This is a genomic window from Bradyrhizobium sp. CCGUVB1N3 (assembly GCF_024199925.1).
In the GTDB taxonomy this organism is placed as follows: domain Bacteria; phylum Pseudomonadota; class Alphaproteobacteria; order Rhizobiales; family Xanthobacteraceae; genus Bradyrhizobium.
Window position 1 is genome coordinate 4417483 of the sequence record NZ_JANADR010000001.1, and the last position, 19519, is coordinate 4437001.

A 19519-nucleotide genomic window follows, 5' to 3' on the forward strand; every position below is an offset into this window, starting at 1 on the left:
CACCCTAGGACGGGTGCCGCTGCATCGCAAGAAACTTCGGCCCAATCCGGCAAAAGTTTACGGATCCGCGCCGAAGAGCCCCCGAATTTGCGCAATATTCCTAAACTTTGCGGCCGAAATGGCTTATATCCGGCAAAGATTGTCCTCCGAGCAATTTGCCCTTCACTCAGCCGCAAGCTGCCGTTTCCGCAAGGCCTGCTACCTGACGATGCGGGGCAAGCCTCGATCGATCGCGCGGCTGTTACCGCAACCATTCGATGCCGGCATGTCATCGCCGGCGCGCAGCGATCGCAGCCTGACGCAAGCGTGATGCGAATTGTTCTGTCGTGTTGAAATGATTTTTTGCGGCGTTGCAGTGCAGTAGCGATTTCAAGTTTTTCTACCGCGCGGCCCTTGCGGCGGATTCGCAACGGCATCATTGTTTAGCCGCGTTGCGGGGCAACAAGCGGCGCGCCTTCCCGTCACCGGATCAGAACCTCTCGAATGTACAAGCTCTATTCGATGCAACGCTCCGGCAACAGCTACAAGGTCCGCCTTGCGCTGGCGCTGTTGAACGTGCCCTACCAGGCAATCGAGATCGACATTCTGCGCGGGGAGAGCCGCACGCCGGATTTTCTTGCGAAAAATCCTTCCGGCCAGGTGCCGCTGCTCGAGGTCGGCGACGATCGCTACCTCGCCGAGTCCAACGCCATCCTCTGGTACGTGGCCGGCGGCACGCCGCTCGCGCCGGAGCAACGCATCGACCGCGCCGAAGCGCTGCAATGGATGTTCTTCGAGCAGCACGCGCTCGAGCCCAATATCGGCGCCGCCTATTTCTGGTTGTCGCTGGTCAAGGGCGGCCGCGACCTCCAGACGCACGCGCTGGAGGACTGGATGGAGCGCGGCTATGGCGCGCTCCAGGTGATGGAAAATCACCTCAAGACCGCCGAGTATTTTGCCGCCCGCCAGCTCACCGTCGCCGACATCGCGCTCTACGGCTACACCCATCTTGCCGACCGCTGCGACTTCGACCTCTCGACCTTCCCGGCGATCCGGGCTTGGCTGAAGCGGGTCGAGCAGGCGCCGGGCTTCGTGTCGATGGACTGGCGGCCGGCCGATATCGACGATCCCGCGAGCATCGCCGCGAGCGCCTGAGCGGGCCGAGAATACCGGGCGCAACGTTAACCTTTGCCACGATCTCGCCATTTTCGGCGCGATCGTCGCCCAAATGTTGCCGGTTGAAATTGTGACATTGATTTGCGTCGTGGGTGATTCGCTCGCGCGTTGAAGGATTTAGACCATGATTCGGGAGTCCGGCATGGTGGGCTTTCAGGGGCGACCTGCCCCCGTCGTCTCTTCCCGGCTGACAGGCGCCGTCGCGGCCTCGCTCGCGATCGCGGCGCTGTCGCTGTGCCTGATCGTCGCCCTGACGGTGCTGACGACCCGGGGGACCATGGCGATGGGGCTTGCGGGCTGACCCGCGTTTCATCCTCGGCCACCACCCGGCGCGGGTCAGTGCGGACCCCGCGTTGATCGGCATCGCAGCAGGACATCGATGAAGTCACCGGTGATCATCGTTGCAGTGACCCTGACCGCGGCCATCCTGGTCGCGGCATCGCTGTTGATTTTCGCCGGCACGCGCAAGAACACGAGTTCCTCGACGCTGAACATTCCGGCCGCGCACGGTCAGGTGATGGTGTGAGGCGCACACACCGGGGCAGCGCGCTCGGTCAAACACGCGGCGATTTGGCTTAAAATCCGTGGAAAGCTCTGCGCACCGCCGCAGTTACGCCTTAAGCATCGCAAGCGAAATCACATCGCAACGACGCAACGATCGGCCAATCTCCTGGCGTTAGCTCGTCAGGAAGCGAGAAGGCCATGCGGTTCGGATGGCGTACGATACCCGGTCCGGCGCTGACGGCAGCGACGGCGCTGCTGGCGCTCCTGCTCGATCGCTATCTTCCCGTCCCCTCACCCGCACCGCTATTCGTCTGCATCGTTGCCTTTGCCGGCTCGCTCTCCGGCTTCGCCTCCGCCATGGTCAGTGCGACCGTCGCGGTGATAGGCTCGGCGCTGTTCTTCCTCAACCACGGTAGCGTGCCGGGCTACACCACGACCGATCTCGTCCGGCTCGGCCTGCTGGCGATCACGGCGGCCGCCACCGCAGGGATCACCGGGCTGATGCGCGAGCGCCTGCTCGACGCCTTTGCGCTGGAGCGCCGGCACTACGCCACGGCCGAGCGCCTGTCGGCAGCGCTCGACCAGGTCGACATCGGCATTGTTTTGCTCGATGCAGAAACCCGCGCCGAGTTCATCAACCGCGCCTTCCGCGACTATTTCTCGCTGCCCGACGAGAAGGCCGAGAGCCGGCCGCCCTTCATCGCGCTGATGTATCACGGCCGCGATACGGGTGCCTTCGAGCTGCCGGAGGACGAACTGAGCGCCTTCATCGCCGTGCGCATGGAGATGGTCAGGATCGGCGACGCCACTCCGATCAACATCAAGCTCAGCAACGGCGAAGTGCTGCGCTTCGTCTGCGCCGCGTTGCCCGATGGCGGGCGCATGCTGAGCTACACGCCGGTGACCGACCTCGTCCGCCACACCGACACGCCATCGCGCGCCGATTACTATCGCTCGCTGCGCGATCCCACCGGCCGCAACCTGATCCGCTACTTGCGTGTCGCCGAATAGCGCTAGAGTAGGTTGATCGGCGCGGCGATCATCCCGTATGAATGACGGCTCGCCTAGCTAGCGCCTTGCTCCCCTTTGATTGCGGAATTTCGACATGTCCCTCGCCATTCGCGCCGTCACCCGGCAGGATTACGATCAATGGCTGCCGCTGTGGGACGGCTACAACGCGTTCTACGGCCGCTCGGGTGCGACCGCGCTCGCGCCCGAGATCACGCGCATGACGTGGGCGCGCTTCTTCGATGCCTATGAGCCGGTGCATGCGCTCGTCGCCGACAAGGACGGCCAACTGCTCGGCCTGACGCACTATCTGTTTCACCGCTCGACGACCGCAATCGAGCCGTCCTGCTATCTCCAGGACCTGTTCACGGCGGAAGCTGCGCGCGGCCAGGGCGTCGCCTCGGCGCTGATCTACGCCGTGTACGAGCGCGCGAAGGCTGCGGGCTCGCCCCGGGTCTACTGGCAGACGCATGAGACCAACCTCACCGCACAGCGCCTCTACGACAAGGTGGCGGACCGCTCCGGCTTCATCGTCTATCGCAAGATCTTCTGAGCCGCGCGGTTGCAACCCTGTGGATAAGTACGGCTGTCACCTGTACGTAACATTGCAGGACTAGGCTCCTGCTTGCGTCTGATCAGGCCCCCCGTCACCGATCAAGCGCCCAAGCGGTCCCCGTCAGTCGCCGCGTCTGACCGGGGCCGCATTTTTTTGTGCGCATGGCAGCATCGCGGCCGTCGCCTTGCCGGTCGAGCGCACGGCCGTCAGAATGGGGCCTTGCCCGCACGCTCCTCTGACAGGACCTCCCATGGAAATCCGTAATCTCGGCGCCTCCGGCCTGCGCGTCTCCGCCGTCGGCATCGGCTGCAATAATTTCGGCCAGCGCACCGATCTCGAGACCTCGCGCAAGGTGATCCACCGCGCGCTCGATCTCGGCATCACGCTGTTCGACACCGCCGACATCTATGCCGGCATGGGCGGCTCGGAAACGGTCTTGGGCACCGTGCTCGGCGACCGCCGCAAGGACATCGTGCTCGCAACCAAGTTCTCCAAGCCCATGGCGAGCGACGGCACCAAGCAGGGCGCCTCGCGCCGCTACATCATGAGCGCGGTCGAGGCGAGCCTGAAGCGGCTGAAGACCGACTATATCGACCTCTACCAGCAGCACGATTACGACCCGCTGACGCCGCTGGAGGAGACGCTGCGCGCCCTCGACGATCTCGTGCGCCAGGGCAAGGTCCGCTACATCGGCAATTCGAACTTCCCGGCCTGGCGTATCGCGGAGGCCGAGTTCACCGCGCGCGCGATGAACGTCAGCCGCTTCATCTCCTGCCAGGACGAATACAGCCTCGTGGTGCGCGACATCGAGAAGGACCTGCTGCCCGCCGCGCAGGAGTACAAGCTCGGGCTGTTGCCATTCTTCCCACTGGCGAGCGGACTCTTGACCGGCAAGTACCAGCGCGGCGCGGCGGCGCCCGCAGACACGCGCTTTGCCAAGGCGCCGGCGCTGCGCGACCGCTACGTCACGCCGCGTAACGAGGATATCGTCGAGAAACTCCAGGCCTTTGCCAAGACGCGCGGACACACCATGGTCGAACTCGCCTTCTCCTGGCTCGCGGCGCGCCCACAGGTGGCGAGCGTCATCGCAGGCGCTACCCGTGTCGAGCAGGTCGAGGAGAACGTCAAGGCGATCGCCTGGAAGCTCGGCCCTGACGAGCTCGCCGAGATCGACGGGATCACCAAGGGCTGACGCCTGCAGCGCGGCGCGCTATTTCCCGCCGCGTCCCACGGTCTGCATCACCTCAAAACCTTCGAACTGGGGATGGCCGAGATAGAGCGGCTTGTTGTCGCCGGCCCGGTGATGCGCCGCGCGAAACGCCTCCGACTTGGTCCAGGCCTCGAACGCCGCATAGTTCGCCCACACGGTATGCGAGGCATAGAGCGTATGGTCCTCGGCTTCCGGCCCTCTCAGCAGATGAAACTCGATGAAGCCCGGCACCTTGTCCAGATGCGTGTCGCGCGTCAGCCACACCTGCTCGAAGGCAGCCTCCGACCCCTTGGCGACGCGGAAGCGATTCATGGCGATGTACATTCCTGATCTCTCCTGACGTTAGGGACGCGCGGCTCTCTCACTCCCTCTCCCCGTCCTAACGGGGAGAGGGGTGGGGTGAGGGGCTGCCTCCACGAGTTCGGCTTGAATTGTGAGCAAAACGCCATCGATATTGCCGAGGACATCGTTGTTCCAGAAGCGAAGTATTTTGTAGCCCTTTTCTGTCAAGCGCGCGTCTCGGATCTCGTCCGCGGCGGATTCATTGTGTTGCCCACCGTCGACTTCGACAATGAGGCGCTTCTCGCGGCAGACGAAGTCGCAGATGTAGCCGAGGATCGGCTCCTGCCGCACAAACTTGTTGCCGTCGATGCGGCGGTTGCGGATGCGATTCCAGAGGACTGTCTCTGCGTCGGTTTGGTTCATCCGTAGTCGCCGTGCAAGTCGAATAGACTTTTCATCGTTGCTGCGCATTGCCTTGCCCCTCACCCGGATTGCTGCGCAATCCGACCTCTCCCCGCTAAAGAGCGGGGAGAGGTTTATACGACCAGCCCTTTCATCGGTCTTGCGCTTGCGCTCTCCGGGAACACCGTCTCGGCCAGCACGCGATCGGTGAGGCCGAACTGGTCCTGCAGCACGCCCTTGATCACCGCGCGCAGGTCGGTCGTCGGCTTGACGTCGCGGCCTTCGTAGAGGCTCGCGAGCTTCAATCCCGGCCAGTCGGAGATCACACGGCCGCCTTTCACGGCGCCGCCAGCGAGCAGCGCAATGGTGCCTGTGCCGTGGTCGGTGCCGTCGGTGCCGTTGATGCGGGCGGTGCGGCCGAATTCGGTCGCGACCACCACGACCGTGTCGCGCCAGCGATCCCCTAAGCCGCTTTCGAATTCGGCGAGCGCGCCGTCGAGGCCACCGAGCAGGAATGCGAGCCGCCCGACCGGGCCGCCTTCATTGGCGTGCGTGTCCCAACCGTCGAAAGCGAGTGCGGCGATGCGCGGACCGTCGTCGGCCGCCATCAGTTTTGCGGCGCCCTTGGCGACCAGACGCATCTGCGCGACCGCGTTGCCCGGCTTCGGCTTCATGTCGTCGCCGCTGGCCGCCTTCTCGAGCTGAAGACCTTGCGACAGTGCGGACGCCAGCGCGGGATCGCGGTGACGATAGAGATCGACGAGCCGCATCGCGGTGTCGTCATCGGCCTGCGGCAGCGCGACCGGCGCCCAGCCGACGGTCGGCGCCGCGCCGCGCAGCACCAGCGGCGTGGTCGGTCCAACCGCAAGCCCGCTCGAAACACGCTCGCCGCGCGGCAGCGCTTCCAGCGCGCGATTGAGCCAGCCCGATTGCACGCGGCCCGGACCGGCATAGCCGCTTTCGAGCACGTCCTGGCCGTCGAAATGCGAGCGGTCGCGATAGGGCGTCGACACCGCGTGAATCACCGCGGCATGCTTGTCGCGATACATCCGCGCAAATTCCGGCATCGACGGATGCAGCGCGAAGAACGAATCCAGCATGAGCGCGGGGTGCTCCCCATCGCGCGTCAGCGCGATCGAGCCGTGCAGGCCGGCATAATCGGGATCGCCGAGAGGCGCGACGGTCGCAAGACCATCGAGCGCGCCGCGCAGGATCACCACGATCAGGCGGGGATCGCGACCGTCGGCCGCGCGCGCGAATTTCGGCAGATACGCCCAGGCGGCGAAGGAGGCACCGCCAAGCAGTAGCCCACGTCGCGAAGTGAGGAGCCGGTTCTCGACGCAATCCATCGTCATCTCCTCTGCAGTTCCGGCGACATCAGGAGCAGCGCCAATGCCTGCTGGCGCGATTCCGCGCGCTCGATGGTCCGTCGCGTCTCGGTCGAGGCCGCATCCGCCGCGGCGAATTCCAGGAGATCGAGCGGGTCGATGTTGTTGCCGAGCCGCGATCCGATCTGGACGGCGATGTCGAGCCTGAGCTTCATGCCCTCGGGCGCAGCCCAGGCGGCATTGGTATCGGGGAATCCATTTGGTCCGGCCGGCGACCACAGCGGCTGTCCGAGCAGATTGAGGCTGTTGAGGTATTGTCCGGGATCTTCCGGCACGCGCGCAAGCAGCCTGCCGCTCGCGACCAGGAATTCGTAAGGTGAGCGCATCTTGGTCAGCGGCGCCGTCCACGCCTCATTGGAATCGACCAGCGCGGTCGCAAGCGCCTTGAGGTCGCCGTCCGTCTTCACGAAGACGTCGCGCAGGCGCGCCACGAGCGCGGGCGGCGGATCGTCCGCGACGAAATGGCGCGCGAATTTTCCGGCGATGAAGTTCGCGGTCGAGGGATGGCGCGCGATGTCGGCCAGCGCCGCTTCGCCCTGCGCGAGCCCCGCCGCGTCATAGGTCTTGCCGAGCAGCACTTGCGGTCCGGGCTGATGGGCATTGGCGTTGAACACGAAATTGCCGGGCTCGCCCAACCGGCCCTGCCGGCCGGCAAAAGTCCAGCCCGTGATGATGCGCGCGAGCGAGGTGACGTCCTCCTGCGTGTAGCCGCCATTCACGCCGAGCGTATGCAGCTCCATGATCTCGCGCGCGAGATTTTCGTTCAGCCCGCGCTTGCGGTTCTGGCCTGCGCGCGAATCCGGACCCAGCGATTGCTGGTTGTCGAGGAAGAACAGCATCGCCGGATGCTGCTCGACTGCGTTGAGCATGTCGGCGAAGCGGCCGAGCACATGGGGGCGGATCGCCTCGCGCTCGAATGCGCCGGCCCAGATCCGCGCCAATTCTCCCTTGCTCGCGGAAATGCAAAAATGGTTCGACCAGAACGCAACGAGGCGCTCGGTGAAGCCGCAATCGGCGAGCGTGGCGCGTTGCAGCCGCGCCAAGGCCTCGGCGCGAAACGTCTTCTGGATCACGTTGAGCGGCTGTGGCGCAGGCTTTGCGGCGGGCGGCGGCGCCGCATTGGGCTGCATGGCATCAGTGGACTTTGCCGCGACATCGCCTGGCTTCATCTCCGGCGACTGGCCGGCGATGTCCATCGCGACGGCATTGAGCGACAGGTTGCGGCGCGCTGCGGGCTTTTGATCGGCTGGCGGCGGCGCGCTCTGGGCTTGCGGCGGCGCTTCGCCTGGTTTCGCTTCGCCTGGTTTGGTTTCAGCTGGCGTGCCGGCCTTGGTGGCGGCCTCGCGCGCCGCTTTCACCTGCGCCTGATATTCGAACACGGCCTGGCCGAGCTGCGGCGTCGATTGCAGGCCCGGCGCCTCCAGCAGCACACCGTTCGGCCGGCCCAGCTCCGCCTTCACGAAACCACGCGGGTCGGAGGCCGCATTGACGAAATCGCCGGATGCGCCGCCGCGCGCGCCGAAGCCGAACCGGTTGAGCGCAACGAGCGCGGCTTGCGAATCGCGGGCCATTGTTCCGTCCTTGCACTTCCTTGCGGCATGCGCGCCGATTATTATACCGCCGTCAATGATGAACCCGGCATGAAAATGTCGGCGAAGCTTCGGCGCAAATGATGACAAATCGGAAAGAAAACCTCACCGCGTCCGCCGCATCTTTGCGTCAAATCGTCTGTTCCCGCTGCGGCACGGCGTTTTCATGCGGATTGTCCGGCGCCTGCTGGTGCGCCGAGGAGACCGCGCGGCTGCCGATGCCGGTCGAGGGCGAGGATTGCCTGTGCCGCGATTGCCTGAGGAAGGCGGCCGGGGAAGCGGTGAAGTAGCCCACGATAGCGTTCGTGAGATGCGAGGGCGCCGCATCCTCCCGTGTCGTCCTGGCGAAATCCAGGACCCATTACCCCAGGACACAGTTTGGGGAAGACTCGTCGTTCGGTACTACGACCATCCACAACCGAGGGATCACGCGGTATGGGTCCTGGCTTTCGCCGGGACGACGTTGGGGAGAAAGCGAGCGTAACTCGCTACACCGCATGCCCCGGCGACTTCCGCGCCATGCCGTCGAATGCGTCGAGCAGCTTTTCACGCCAGGCGTGGACGGGGTCGTCAACCTCCAGCAGCTTGAATGGGCTCACCACACGCGCCCATTGGAAGCCGCCGAACACGATGTAGTCGGCGTAGTTCGGCGCGTGGCCGCCGAGGAAGGCTTGCGTCTTCAGGGTGAGACGCATGATGTCGAGCGATCTGCGGAACGCTGCGACGGCGGTGTCGCGGCCGGCCATGATCTCCTCCAGCGGCTTGCCGAACCGCGCTTCACGCGTCCGGCGAAAATAGTCCGCATCGACCGCCGCCAGGTTGTTCGGGATGTCGGCGATGATCAGCGGAAAGATGCCGCCGACGATCGCGATGTCTCCCCACGCGTTCAGCATCCGCGCCATGGCACGGCCGCCCTCCCCGTCGAACAGTGACGGACGATCGGGAAAGGTGTCTTCGAGATAGTTGGCAATGGTCCAGGAATCGACGACCGGCCTGTCGTCGTGCAACAGCACCGGAACCCTTTCCGAGCCGTGCGGCGCGATCGCGGCCTTCTCGGTGAAGCGCCAGGGTAGCGTTTCGGCGGCGAGGCCCTTATGCGCAAGCGCCATGCGCGTGCGCCAGCAATACGGACTGAAGGGCCGCCCGGCGTCGGTGCCGACGAGCTCGAAGAGTTTGAGTGACATGGAAGGCCCCGCTGCTGTGATTAGCGGAGAGAGTAGCCGTCACTGCAAGGAGCGCAAGTGAAGTAGCAATCCGGATTGCCGCGGCAGCGAAATTCTTGCTTCGCTTTACTCACGGCGCCGGCATCACCGTGATGGTCCTGACTTCGGTCTTCTGCATGCTCCGGTTGAGCGCGCGTGCGGTGGTGACGGTCTTGTCGGTGATCCTGCGCGTCATGCCGTCCTCGACCTCGAACACCGCGCGCTCGTCGAGCGAGAGCACCATCTGCTTGACGATGTCGTCGATCTGCTGCGGCGTCGCGCTGTTGCCGGCGGCGGCCATCAGCTTCTTCATCAGCGACTGCGTGAACTCCTTCAACGAGGCTGCGTCGTAAGAGGCGGTGTAGACATAGGTGCGCTTGCCGGAGGCCGCATCCGCCTCGGTCAGTTCGAGGCTGGAGTTGGATTTCATCGCGCCGCCGCCGAGCGGACTGTCGACCGCATCGGTCGAGCGCCTGACCTCGCCCCGCTTCATGCCGGTCACCTGCACTTTTGCCAGTTGCGGCAAATCTTCGACGTAGCTGGTCGCGGCCTTGTCGGCGTCGACTTCGACGAAGCCCGCCATGACCTGGTTGAGCACGGCGACAAGCTGGGGCTTGTCCTTGTACGGCTCCGTGAGGCTGCCGGCCATCTTGCGCACGGCGGCCTTGGCCTCATCGAGATTGTCGACACGCACCGGCTTGCCGTGCACATCGGTGGCGATCTTGATCAGGACATCGTCGAGCGCCTTCGCGGCGGAACGCACCAGCGGCAGCGTCGGATCGTTGCCCTCGGCCGTGGTGCCGCGATGGACATAGGTGATACGAAAACCGTCGGCGGCCTTCGCATCGATGGTCATCTCGGCACGCGACTTGAGCAGCGAATTCCGCGTGCCGCCCTCCGCCCTGGCCTCGTCGGTGCTGGTTTCGGTTTCGATGATCCAGCGGCTGCCGACCGGCGGATTGAAGGGACGCTCGGGCGGCTCCGCGGCGCAGGCGGCGTGAAGTGCGAGGGCGGCGAGCGCGGCGGCGAACGTCACCGCGCGGCGGATGGTGTCAAACTGCGGGTGTGTCATGCGTCCCTCCAGCCCTTGGTGGCGGCGTGGAGGGAATGGGTTCAATTACCGTCCGTTGACGCGCAAGAACTTCTCGCCGTCCTCCGTCACCGCGATGATCAGGCCCATGCCGGGCAGCGTCTCCCGCGCGACGTAGCCGCGGTCGGCGGCGTCTTCCCAGATGGTCAGGCGTGGGCATGAGGTCTTCCAGGTCGAAATCACCTCGGCATAGGCGCGCGGCTCGCGCGCGATCCATTCGACGAAATCGAGCACCAGCGGATCTGCGCGATCGGTCATTGCACACCTCCGTTGTCAAAGGCCGCCATCACGGGCGTGCGGACCAGGAGCCAGCTGCCATAGGCGATGTAGTAGCAGGCAATCGTGGTGATCAGCCGCATCGACCAGGCGATGAATTGCTGATCGCTCATCGCCTCCAGGATACGCCGCGCCAGCGTGGTTCCGAGCATCGAGGCAACGATCGCGACGCCGGCCAGGACGGGATCGAGCGAGGCCGCCTGGTCGATCACGCCGCCGAAATAGATCAGCTTGGTGAAATGGCTCACCACCTGGCACACCGCCTTGGTCGCCACCTTCTCGCGCCGGCCGAATTCGCCGCCCAGAAAAAACGTGTCGAGCAGCGGCCCCGAGACGCCGGTCATCAGCATCAATCCCATGCAGATCGTGCCGTAGACGGTGCCCTGCCAAACACTGTCGGGATTCGGCTTGACGCCTGACGGCAGCAGCCGCGCCATGAACGGTGTGACGCCGAGCAAAAGCAGCGCGGTCGGCTTGTCCGGCACGTAGCGGGAGATCGACCACGCTGCAAGCGCGACTGCGCAGCCGATCAGATAGACCCCGACCGGCCGCCAGCGGATATGCGAGCGCCAGAGCAAGGCGCGCCAGCCGTTCGAGGCCATCTGCGTGATCGCATGCAGCACCATCGCGGTCGGCAGCGGCATCAAGGCGAGCAGCACGCCGATCAGGATCAGCCCGCCCGCCATGCCGAACAGTCCCGACAGGAACGCGGTGGCGACCATCAGCAATCCGAGGGCAGCGATCATGATGGGCGTCACGAAGAGTCTCCTGGAGTGGCGCGGCGAAGTAAGGGACGCAAATCGCTAGTTCTCCCTCGCCCCGCTCTTGCGGGGAGAGGGTAAAGTGCAGCACGCGTCGCGAAAAAATCGGCTTCAAGCTACGCCCATTCTTGTGCCTCGCTTGTGGAACTCACGCAAACTGAGTTATCTTGGCCTGGCATCAGCTTTCCTGAGGGTATGGACGTGCGGCGGCTGCTCTTTCTCAACGGCATCAAGGCATTCGAGGCGGCGGCGCGTGCCGGCAGCTTTGCCGCCGCCGGCATCGAGCTGAGCGTCTCGGCCGCCGCGGTCAGCCGCATGGTGCACCTGTTGGAAGAGCGCCTCGGCGTCGCGCTGTTCGAGCGCAAGGCCAACAAGCTCGTGCTCACGCAAGCCGGGCGCGCCTATCAGAGCGGGCTGACTCCGATCTTCGATGCGCTGGCGAGCCTCACCGCGCAGGTGACGGCGCCCTCGAGCGTGCGCGTGCTCACCATCGGCGTCGGCCACACCTTTGCGATGCGCTGGCTGATCCCGCGTCTCTCCGAATTCCGCAACGAGGAGCCGGATATCGAGGTGCGCTTCACCACCGGCGGCGCCGCGGTGCCGTTCGGCGAGGACTGGAGCTGCGGCATCAAGCTCGGCACCGGCGACTGGCCGGGCCTCGTCGCCGAACCGCTGTTTGCCGGCGACCTCACGCCGGTCTGCGTGCCCCGCCTCGCCACGTCCCTGAAGCGGCCGGCCGACCTCAAGGGCCCCGGCCTGATCCGCGTCGCGCATTCGCCGGAGGACTGGCCGCTCTGGCTGAAGGCGGCCAATGTCAGCCGCGTCAGCGCGCGCGGCCCCGAGTTCGAGTTCTACGGCCAGGCCTTGCAGGCAGCCAGCGACGGGCTCGGCATCGCCATGGGCATCCGCCCCTATATCGACGACGATCTCGCCGCCGGCCGGCTGGTGGCGCCCTTCGACCTCTCGGTACCCAAGGGCATGCGCTGGTATCTGGTGTATCGCAGTTTCCAGACCGAGCAGCGCGACTTTGCCGCGTTCCGCCGCTGGATCATGCGCGCTGCTGCGGAACCCGCGGCGCGCCCGCGCAAGGCCGGCCGTCTCGCCGCGCGCGCCTGAAGCGAAAAAGCCGCACCCGTGTGAACGACTTCACACGTGCTTGCGCGCGGACGTGGTCTCCTGACCCTCCAATAAGTAATCGGGGACGACCATGACGACGCTTTACGACGGCTTTGACATCGAATCGTTCGAGGCTGGCAAGGGCCTGTGGCACGCCCGCATCCGGCGCGCTGACTTGAGCCTGCTCGCCATCGACGGCGTGCTGTTTCCGGCGATGGAGGTCGGCTTCGCCTGGCCCGACCCGGAAGCCGCGATTGCCGATGCCAAGCACCATATCGACCGCTTCCGCCGGCGGACGGAGCAGGACGAATAGGAGTTTCCGACCAGGATCTTTGACGCAGCGCGGTGGCAGAACGAGGACTGAAGTCATGTCGCAGATCGAGCTCGAAGAGACCCAACCGCTGGCCCAATCCTGTGAACGCTCCGTGCGGTCGAACTGCCCGGAATGCCACGGCGAGCTCGCCGTGCTCCGCGTGATCAGCGGCCGCGCCGGCTGCGAGTACTGGACCATGCGCTGCACCCATTGCGGCGGGATCCATCTCGACATCGTCCGGCCGCAAGCGGCAGGCGAGGACGACGGCTCGCTGCCGGCGGCGTGAGGGCGGCACCTGCTGCCAACCTGCTGTCAGCAGGCTGACCCGCGCAAGGGCCTTCGCCCTTTCCTGTGTGGCGGACTCGTCCCATATTCGGGGGATGGCGAAGAAACCTGCTCCCCCCGAAAAATCCGTCAAAACCCCGAAATCCAAGGCACATCGTCCCGACGTGCAGCCGATCGCGCCGGCGCTGGCCGAGCTGCTCAATCCCGCGATCAATCGCGGCGAGAGCGGCATCGGCTCGTCCACGGGGCTCCAGCCGCCGCCGGACAATTCGCGCGACCGCCGCGCCGGGGGCGAAGCCGCCGCGCATCGCGCGCGGGCCTCGACGCCGAAGGATTTTCCGGCCGATCGCCCCGCAGGCCTCGAAGAGGCGCCGCAAGCCAATTACGGCACCGCCGCCACCGTGCCGTTCCTCGATCCGGAACTGGCGCGGCAGCTCGGGCTGCCCACCGAGGAAGACGATGCCGAGGCTTTGGCGCGGCCGCCGCGCAGCAAGACCGAGGCGCTTGGCGTCAAGGCGACCGCGGATGCGCTGGAGGCGCTGATCCGCGAGGGCCGGCCGGAGTTCCGAAAGGACGACGGCTCGATGCGGGTGTGGACGCCACACCGGCCGCCGCGCCCGGAAAAGTCCGAAGGCGGCGTGCGCTTCGAGATCAAGTCGGCCTACGAGCCGAAGGGCGACCAGCCGACCGCGATCGCCGAGCTGGTCGAAGGCATCCAGCGCAACGACCGCAACCAGGTGCTGCTCGGCGTCACCGGCTCGGGCAAGACCTACACCATGGCCAAGGTCATCGAGGCGACGCAGCGCCCTGCCCTGATCCTGGCACCGAACAAGACGCTCGCCGCCCAGCTCTATGGCGAGTTCAAGAGTTTCTTCCCCGACAACGCGGTCGAGTATTTTGTCTCGTACTACGACTATTACCAGCCGGAGGCCTACGTTCCGCGCACGGACACGTACATAGAGAAGGACTCCTCCATCAACGAGCAGATCGACCGCATGCGCCATTCGGCGACGCGCGCGCTGCTCGAACGCGACGACGTCGTCATCGTCGCCTCGGTGTCCTGCATCTACGGTATCGGCTCGGTCGAGACTTACACCGCGATGACCTTTGCGCTGAAGAAAGGCGAGCGCATCGACCAGCGCCAGCTCATCGCCGACCTCGTCGCGCTGCAATACAAGCGCACCCAGGCCGATTTCACCCGCGGCACCTTTCGTGTTCGAGGCGACGTCATCGACATCTTCCCGGCGCACTACGAGGACCGTGCCTGGCGCGTGAACCTCTTTGGCGACACCGTCGAGAATATCGAGGAATTCGATCCGCTCACCGGCCACAAGCAGGATGAGCTCGAATTCATCAAGATCTACGCCAACTCGCACTATGTGACGCCGCGCCCGACGCTGGTGCAGGCGATCAAGTCGATCAAGTCTGAGCTGAAGCAGCGGCTCGACCAGCTCCACGACCAAGGGCGCCTTCTGGAGGCACAACGGCTGGAGCAGCGCACCACCTTCGACATCGAGATGATGGAGGCCACGGGAAGCTGCGCCGGCATCGAAAACTATTCGCGCTATCTCACCGGGCGCCTGCCAGGCGAGCCGCCGCCGACGCTGTTCGAATATGTGCCTGATAACGCGCTGGTGTTCGCCGACGAAAGCCACGTCACCGTGCCGCAGATCGGCGGCATGTTCCGCGGCGACTTCCGCCGCAAGGCGACGCTGGCGGAATACGGCTTCCGCCTGCCCTCCTGCATGGACAACCGCCCGCTGCGGTTCGAGGAATGGGACATGATGCGGCCGCAGACGGTTGCTGTCTCCGCGACGCCAGGCGGCTGGGAGCTCAACGAAAGCGGCGGCGTATTCGTCGAGCAGGTGATCCGTCCGACCGGCTTGATCGACCCGCCCGTCGATATCCGCCCCGCCCGCACCCAGGTCGACGATCTCGTCGGCGAGGTGCGCGCCACGGCGCAGGCCGGCTATCGCTCGCTGATCACGGTGCTGACGAAGCGCATGGCGGAGGACCTCACCGAATATCTGCACGAGCAGGGCATTCGCGTGCGCTACATGCACTCCGATATCGACACCATCGAGCGCATCGAGATCATCCGCGATTTGCGGCTCGGCGCCTTCGACGCGCTGGTCGGCATCAACCTGCTTCGCGAGGGCCTCGACATTCCCGAATGCGCGCTGGTCGCGATCCTCGACGCCGACAAGGAAGGATTTCTGCGCAGCGAGACCTCGCTGATCCAGACCATCGGCCGCGCCGCGCGCAACGTCGATGGCAAGGTGATCCTCTATGCCGACCAGATGACCGGCTCGATGGAGCGCGCGATCGCCGAGACCAACCGCCGTCGCGAGAAGCAGGTCGAGTACAACACCGCCAACGGCATCACGCCGGAGAGCGTGAAGAAGCAGATCGGCGACATCCTGAACTCCGTTTACGAGCGCGACCACGTGCTGGTCGAGGTCGGCGGCCACGACATGACCGACGACGTCATCTCGATCGGCCACAACTTTGAAGCCGTGCTCGCCGATCTCGAGACGCGAATGCGCGAAGCGGCCGCCGACCTGAACTTCGAGGAGGCCGCCCGCCTCCGCGACGAGGTCAAGCGCCTGCGCGCCACCGAGCTCGCCGTGGTCGACGATCCCACCGCCAAGCAGCGCACCGTGCAGGGCAAGGCCGGCGCCTATGCCGGCACGAAGAAATACGGCGATGCCGCCAACCTTCCCGTCAGCGCGATGAAGAAGAAGACCGTGGGCTCCGCGCTCAAGGCCAGCGGCGGCAGCGGCTCGAAGGTCCACAAGCCGCATCTCGACGAGATGCACGGCCCGGAATCGCTGCCCTATCGGCCGACACGTGCGCTGCCGTCAAAACCGTTCGGCGGCGAGAGCCGGATCATCCAGCCGACCGACTCGCGGCAATCAGGCCCGGAGTTCGGCCCGGCGCCGAAGTCGACGGGCGGAGCACCGGGGCGGCGCGGTGGGTGGAAGAAGAGGTGAGATGCGCGCTCGCATTCCACCCCGCGGAGCAAGAGACACGATGGTTTCCGGGGCGCCGCTTGTGCAGCGCCCCGAATGACTCGTGGCGAGAGAGATCACCGCAGCTCACGCGGCTATTCCCTGAAAGTAATGATTCCGGTTGGAGCCGTCATAGGCGCCGTAGGTCATGCAGCAGGCTTTGAAACCTGCGTCCGGAGCCGCAGGGGCAGAGGTCGTTGCGGCCGAGTTTCTCGGTCAGCTCGACGTCGCCGTGGACGACGCGCCTGCCCCGTTTGACGTGGGTTTCGGAAGGGAATGAATTCCGTCGCTTACGCGTGATGCTGAAAGCTAGGAAGGTTTTCGAGATCGCGATGCTTGCGCATGGCACCCTCCATTCGTTGAGAAGCGCGGCCCGATTGCCGCGCGCGTCTCGCTAGCATAGGAGAGGCGGTTCTGGAAGGCATGGGGCGAGCTCGGCAATTTACTCAGCCCTTCGTGATTATGGATTCCGGGCGCGCGACTTCGTCGCGCCCCGGAATGACGACGGGAGAGATCGGCAGCTCCCGCACGCATTGCTGCGGCAAGTCCATGACGACACATCGCCTCCGTCCCACACGCAAAACCTGCACACACGCTTGTGAAGCGAGAGTGTGACCTGCCGGCTTGCCGATGCAGTGAACTTCACCTAACGATTTCGACGTTTCAATTACGAGTTGCTGGGGTGGATATTTTAGAGGAGTGATAGACATGGCAATGGCAGTGAAACGTGGTGCAATTCCGAGCCCGCGACACGAACTGGCAGCGGCGATGCCGCATATGGCACTGGCTCACGTCCCGGCCCATCATCTGTTCTTCCCCAAGAAACTTTCGATCTGGCACAACGACGTCCATGGCGACTGCGTGACGGCCGAGGAGGCGTTCGCCAAGGCCTGCCACAAGCCGGAGATCTTCATCAGCGATGCGGAGGTGGAGAAATGGGCCAAGGCCCACGGCGTCTACGAGGGCGCGGTGCTGATCAATGTGCTGAAGGCGATGCAGAGGGAAGGCTTCGCCCAGAGCGACCACACCTATGACGACGGCTCGCCGACCACGGTCGACTGGACCAATCCGGCGGTGCTGAAGAGCGCGCTGGTTCACGGCCCGGTCAAGATCGGCGTCGCCGCCGACCAGCTCGAGACCACCTGCCGCGCGCACAACTTCAAGACCGGCTGGTTCGCCACCGGCTACAATCACGACAGCAACGAGGATCACTGCGTGAGCCTGTGCGGCTACGGCACCATGAGCTGGCTGGCACATCAGCTTGATACCTCGGTGCCATCTGGCATCGACGGCTCGCAACCCGCCTACGCGATGTTCACCTGGGGCAGCATCGGCATCATCGACGTGCCGTCGATGGTGGCAATCACCCACGAAGCCTGGCTGCGGACGCCGACCACCATCGTGGTCTGATCGAGCCACGGGCTCGCCTTGCCTCTCCCGCTTGCCTCTCCCGCTTGCGGGGGAGGTCGCGGCGCAAAGCGACGCGGGTGGGGCTCTCTCCACACAGGGAATCTCGATTGCGGAAAAACCCTCTCCCCCGCCCTCTCCCGCAAGCGGGAGAGGGCGGGCACCTGCATCGCTGTTCGCGGCCGTATCCAATCTCGTCGCGCCTTACCCGACGCTCGCCACCACCACGGCCAGCACCGACAGCATCAGCACGATCGTCAGCAGTTGCAGCGAGGCGGCCGGCTGCGTGCGCCACGCCGTGATCTTGTCGGACAGCGACAAATGGCCGTCGAAGAATTTCGGCTCGTAGACCGTCTTGAACAGGTTCGGAGACTTCGGACCGAGCACGACCGCGAGCAGCGCGTGGATCAGCGAGGCGCCGATCACGAAGACGGCGACGCCGGCATCGCCGACGAGGTCCTTGTTGCCGGCGAGCTTGAGCATCAGCGCGGCGGTCGCAAAGGTCGGGAAGCTCAGCAGGACCGCGGTCAGCGCAAAACCTTCGAGCAGGTTTTGCAGCCGCGATTTCCGGGCAGCGGCGGTTACAGCCATGGCGCGCCTCCCTGACGACACGCGTATGACACTAACCCCGGCCGACGTCGCCTCATGTGAGCTGGTTCACGCGTCCGGTGTCGCGCGCCATCGACATGCTTACTGCGCCATCGCTTGTCGCATCCCTACACGAATCCGCGCAGGAAAATAGTCACACAACCCGCAATTGCATGCCATGAACCTGGTATTGCGCCGTCGCGTCAAAACCCCTGCAATCCTCGGTGCTTTTGCGGATTGCAGGGATCGGGCAGGCCGCGATAGCTTCGCTATGCGCGGGCCAATGAGAGCGGCGGAGCATGACGGTTGAGAGCTTGAACAGGCAGCGCGTGCTGCATCTCCTCGACACTTTTGCGCGCGGCGATCTCGACGCGGCGCTGGCGTGCTGCACCGACGACGTCGACTTCCTCACCCACGCGCCGATCGACGTGCTGCCGCACATGGTGCCGCGGCAGGGCAAGGACGAGCTGCGAAAACTCTGGCAGACGGTGTGGTCGCGTTACTCGGAGATCCGCCACGAGCCGGCGCATGTCGTCGCCGAAGGCGATCGAGTCGCGACGTATTTGCACACCTTCTTCAGGAAGCGAACCAACGCGCGCATCGTACAGGTCGACATGGCCGTGTTCTATCGCTTGCGCGACGGGCTCGTATCGGAAATCCGCGAGATCATCGATTCCTACGATTTGGTGCAGCAGGTGCTCGAGCGCGAGATCGGCCCGCTGATCGTGGGCGAGCCGATGGAGGGGTAGCGGGGCTCGCGATCCTTGCTATGCCGCGCTACGCCGGAGCAGCTCGCAACGGCGGCGGTTGTCCAGCGGGCTATCTCCTCATAGTCGTCCTGGCGAAAGCCAGGACGACATCGGAATGTGTGCACGCGCCGCAAGCAGGGAGCGGTGAAAATTGAACCTACCTCCCCTTTCCTCAGACCCATCTCGGGGCGTTGTGGACGCCGGCGAACTGAATCCAGGCCGATGAAAATCGCATTGCTTGCCGTGTTGGGGCTGTTCCTGGGGTCGCTGGGCGGGGCTGCGCTCGGCGTCGGAGCCGGGCTCGCCTGGGTCGAAATCTTCAAGACCACGAATTTCGAGGGATATAGCGGCATGCTGGTGTTCTTCACCTTCATGCCGCTCGGGGCCATGATCGGCGGCATCGCCGGCGCCGTGCTGTTCGGCCTGCTGGCGATGCGCGACGACGCGATCCCCGTCGAACGGGAACAAATCGCCCGGCCCGACCGGTAAACTACGGGATTCTATTGTAAATCTCACAAAGTGCGCGCAATTGTGCATTGCGAAAACGTGAATTGCGTTTTCGCAAGTTGAGCTTATTTGTTTGCCTACAAATGAATTAGGCAACCCCGCGGCACCTACTGTGCATGG

24 protein-coding genes are annotated in these 19519 nt (G+C 65.0%); 14 read left to right on the top strand and 10 right to left on the bottom strand.

Annotation, left to right across the window (positions count from 1 at the left end; translation table 11 throughout):
* Positions 1-483 precede the first annotated feature (483 nt).
* The 6 genes from NLM33_RS21065 (at position 484) to NLM33_RS21090 (ending at position 4415) form a co-directional block, all read left to right on the top strand.
* Positions 484-1134: a glutathione S-transferase family protein gene (locus NLM33_RS21065; protein WP_254098290.1), complete on the top strand. Its 651-nt coding sequence runs from the start codon at positions 484-486 to the stop codon at positions 1132-1134.
* A 145-nt stretch (positions 1135-1279) separates the two neighbouring features.
* A complete protein-coding gene (locus NLM33_RS21070; RefSeq protein WP_254098292.1) occupies positions 1280-1456 on the top strand; it encodes a hypothetical protein in 177 nt (58 codons plus the stop codon).
* Between the two features lie 78 nt (positions 1457-1534).
* The gene (locus NLM33_RS21075) at positions 1535-1681 is read left to right on the top strand and encodes a hypothetical protein (protein WP_254098294.1); all 147 of its coding nucleotides are present in this window, start codon (positions 1535-1537) and stop codon (positions 1679-1681) included.
* 176 nt (positions 1682-1857) lie between these two features.
* Positions 1858-2670 (top strand): PAS-domain containing protein, encoded by an 813-nt coding sequence (locus tag NLM33_RS21080; protein WP_254098296.1) that lies wholly within the window; start codon positions 1858-1860, stop codon positions 2668-2670.
* A 94-nt stretch (positions 2671-2764) separates the two neighbouring features.
* A complete protein-coding gene (locus NLM33_RS21085; protein WP_254098298.1) occupies positions 2765-3220 on the top strand; it encodes a GNAT family N-acetyltransferase in 456 nt (151 codons plus the stop codon).
* Between the two features lie 253 nt (positions 3221-3473).
* Positions 3474-4415, top strand: coding sequence for an aldo/keto reductase (locus NLM33_RS21090; RefSeq protein ID WP_254098300.1), 942 nt, complete (start codon positions 3474-3476; stop codon positions 4413-4415).
* Between the two features lie 18 nt (positions 4416-4433).
* On the opposite strand, the gene NLM33_RS21095 is transcribed toward NLM33_RS21090, so the two are convergent.
* The 4 genes from NLM33_RS21095 to NLM33_RS21110 form a co-directional block, all read right to left on the bottom strand.
* Positions 4434-4757 carry an antibiotic biosynthesis monooxygenase gene (locus tag NLM33_RS21095; protein ID WP_254098302.1) on the bottom strand — a complete coding sequence of 108 codons (324 nt, stop codon included), beginning with the start codon at positions 4755-4757 and terminating at the stop codon, positions 4434-4436.
* Between the two features lie 18 nt (positions 4758-4775).
* Positions 4776-5186 carry an endonuclease domain-containing protein gene (locus tag NLM33_RS21100; RefSeq protein WP_254098304.1) on the bottom strand — a complete coding sequence of 137 codons (411 nt, stop codon included), beginning with the start codon at positions 5184-5186 and terminating at the stop codon, positions 4776-4778.
* Between the two features lie 65 nt (positions 5187-5251).
* A complete protein-coding gene (locus NLM33_RS21105) occupies positions 5252-6472 on the bottom strand; it encodes a DUF1501 domain-containing protein (RefSeq protein ID WP_254098306.1) in 1221 nt (406 codons plus the stop codon).
* Positions 6469-8076 (bottom strand): DUF1800 family protein, encoded by a 1608-nt coding sequence (locus tag NLM33_RS21110; protein WP_254098308.1) that lies wholly within the window; start codon positions 8074-8076, stop codon positions 6469-6471. The genes NLM33_RS21105 and NLM33_RS21110 overlap by 4 nt, the downstream gene beginning before the upstream one ends.
* 101 nt (positions 8077-8177) lie before the next feature.
* On the opposite strand from NLM33_RS21110, the gene NLM33_RS21115 reads away from it, so the two are divergent.
* Positions 8178-8384 carry a cysteine-rich CWC family protein gene (locus NLM33_RS21115; protein ID WP_254098310.1) on the top strand — a complete coding sequence of 69 codons (207 nt, stop codon included), beginning with the start codon at positions 8178-8180 and terminating at the stop codon, positions 8382-8384.
* 198 nt (positions 8385-8582) lie between these two features.
* On the opposite strand, the gene NLM33_RS21120 is transcribed toward NLM33_RS21115, so the two are convergent.
* The 4 genes from NLM33_RS21120 to NLM33_RS21135 all read right to left on the bottom strand — a co-directional run bounded on the left by NLM33_RS21120 (position 8583) and on the right by NLM33_RS21135 (position 11420).
* Positions 8583-9278, bottom strand: coding sequence for a glutathione S-transferase family protein (locus NLM33_RS21120; protein WP_254098312.1), 696 nt, complete (start codon positions 9276-9278; stop codon positions 8583-8585).
* A gap of 109 nt (positions 9279-9387) precedes the next feature.
* A complete protein-coding gene (locus NLM33_RS21125) occupies positions 9388-10368 on the bottom strand; it encodes a hypothetical protein (RefSeq protein WP_254098314.1) in 981 nt (326 codons plus the stop codon).
* A gap of 45 nt (positions 10369-10413) precedes the next feature.
* Entirely contained in the window at positions 10414-10644 is a 231-nt protein-coding gene (locus NLM33_RS21130; protein WP_254098316.1) for a hypothetical protein, read from the bottom strand.
* Positions 10641-11420 (bottom strand): sulfite exporter TauE/SafE family protein, encoded by a 780-nt coding sequence (locus NLM33_RS21135; protein WP_254098318.1) that lies wholly within the window; start codon positions 11418-11420, stop codon positions 10641-10643. The genes NLM33_RS21130 and NLM33_RS21135 overlap by 4 nt, the downstream gene beginning before the upstream one ends.
* Before the next feature lie 204 nt (positions 11421-11624).
* Between NLM33_RS21135 and NLM33_RS21140 the strand changes: the two genes are divergently transcribed.
* The 4 genes from NLM33_RS21140 to uvrB all read left to right on the top strand — a co-directional run bounded on the left by NLM33_RS21140 (position 11625) and on the right by uvrB (position 16130).
* Positions 11625-12539 (top strand): LysR substrate-binding domain-containing protein, encoded by a 915-nt coding sequence (locus NLM33_RS21140; protein WP_254098320.1) that lies wholly within the window; start codon positions 11625-11627, stop codon positions 12537-12539.
* A 91-nt stretch (positions 12540-12630) separates the two neighbouring features.
* Positions 12631-12852, top strand: coding sequence for a hypothetical protein (locus tag NLM33_RS21145; protein WP_254098322.1), 222 nt, complete (start codon positions 12631-12633; stop codon positions 12850-12852).
* A 55-nt stretch (positions 12853-12907) separates the two neighbouring features.
* Positions 12908-13138 (top strand): hypothetical protein, encoded by a 231-nt coding sequence (locus NLM33_RS21150; protein WP_254098324.1) that lies wholly within the window; start codon positions 12908-12910, stop codon positions 13136-13138.
* A gap of 94 nt (positions 13139-13232) precedes the next feature.
* Positions 13233-16130: an excinuclease ABC subunit UvrB gene (uvrB, locus tag NLM33_RS21155; RefSeq protein WP_254098326.1), complete on the top strand. Its 2898-nt coding sequence runs from the start codon at positions 13233-13235 to the stop codon at positions 16128-16130.
* A 148-nt stretch (positions 16131-16278) separates the two neighbouring features.
* Here uvrB and NLM33_RS21160 read toward each other — a convergent pair whose 3' ends face one another.
* Positions 16279-16497 (bottom strand): SEC-C metal-binding domain-containing protein, encoded by a 219-nt coding sequence (locus NLM33_RS21160; protein WP_254098328.1) that lies wholly within the window; start codon positions 16495-16497, stop codon positions 16279-16281.
* 359 nt (positions 16498-16856) lie between these two features.
* Between NLM33_RS21160 and NLM33_RS21165 the strand changes: the two genes are divergently transcribed.
* Positions 16857-17558 (top strand): hypothetical protein, encoded by a 702-nt coding sequence (locus tag NLM33_RS21165; RefSeq protein WP_254098330.1) that lies wholly within the window; start codon positions 16857-16859, stop codon positions 17556-17558.
* 201 nt (positions 17559-17759) lie between these two features.
* Here NLM33_RS21165 and NLM33_RS21170 read toward each other — a convergent pair whose 3' ends face one another.
* On the bottom strand, positions 17760-18146 hold the full coding sequence (locus tag NLM33_RS21170) for a hypothetical protein (protein WP_254098331.1): 387 nt from the start codon (positions 18144-18146) through the stop codon (positions 17760-17762).
* Positions 18147-18442: 296 nt separating this feature from the next.
* On the opposite strand from NLM33_RS21170, the gene NLM33_RS21175 reads away from it, so the two are divergent.
* Together NLM33_RS21175 and NLM33_RS21180 are read left to right on the top strand one after the other, a co-directional pair.
* Positions 18443-18892, top strand: a complete 450-nt coding sequence (locus NLM33_RS21175; protein WP_254098332.1) for a nuclear transport factor 2 family protein — start codon at positions 18443-18445, stop codon at positions 18890-18892.
* Positions 18893-19114: 222 nt separating this feature from the next.
* Positions 19115-19381 (top strand): hypothetical protein, encoded by a 267-nt coding sequence (locus NLM33_RS21180; protein WP_254098334.1) that lies wholly within the window; start codon positions 19115-19117, stop codon positions 19379-19381.
* Positions 19382-19519: the final 138 nt, after the last annotated feature.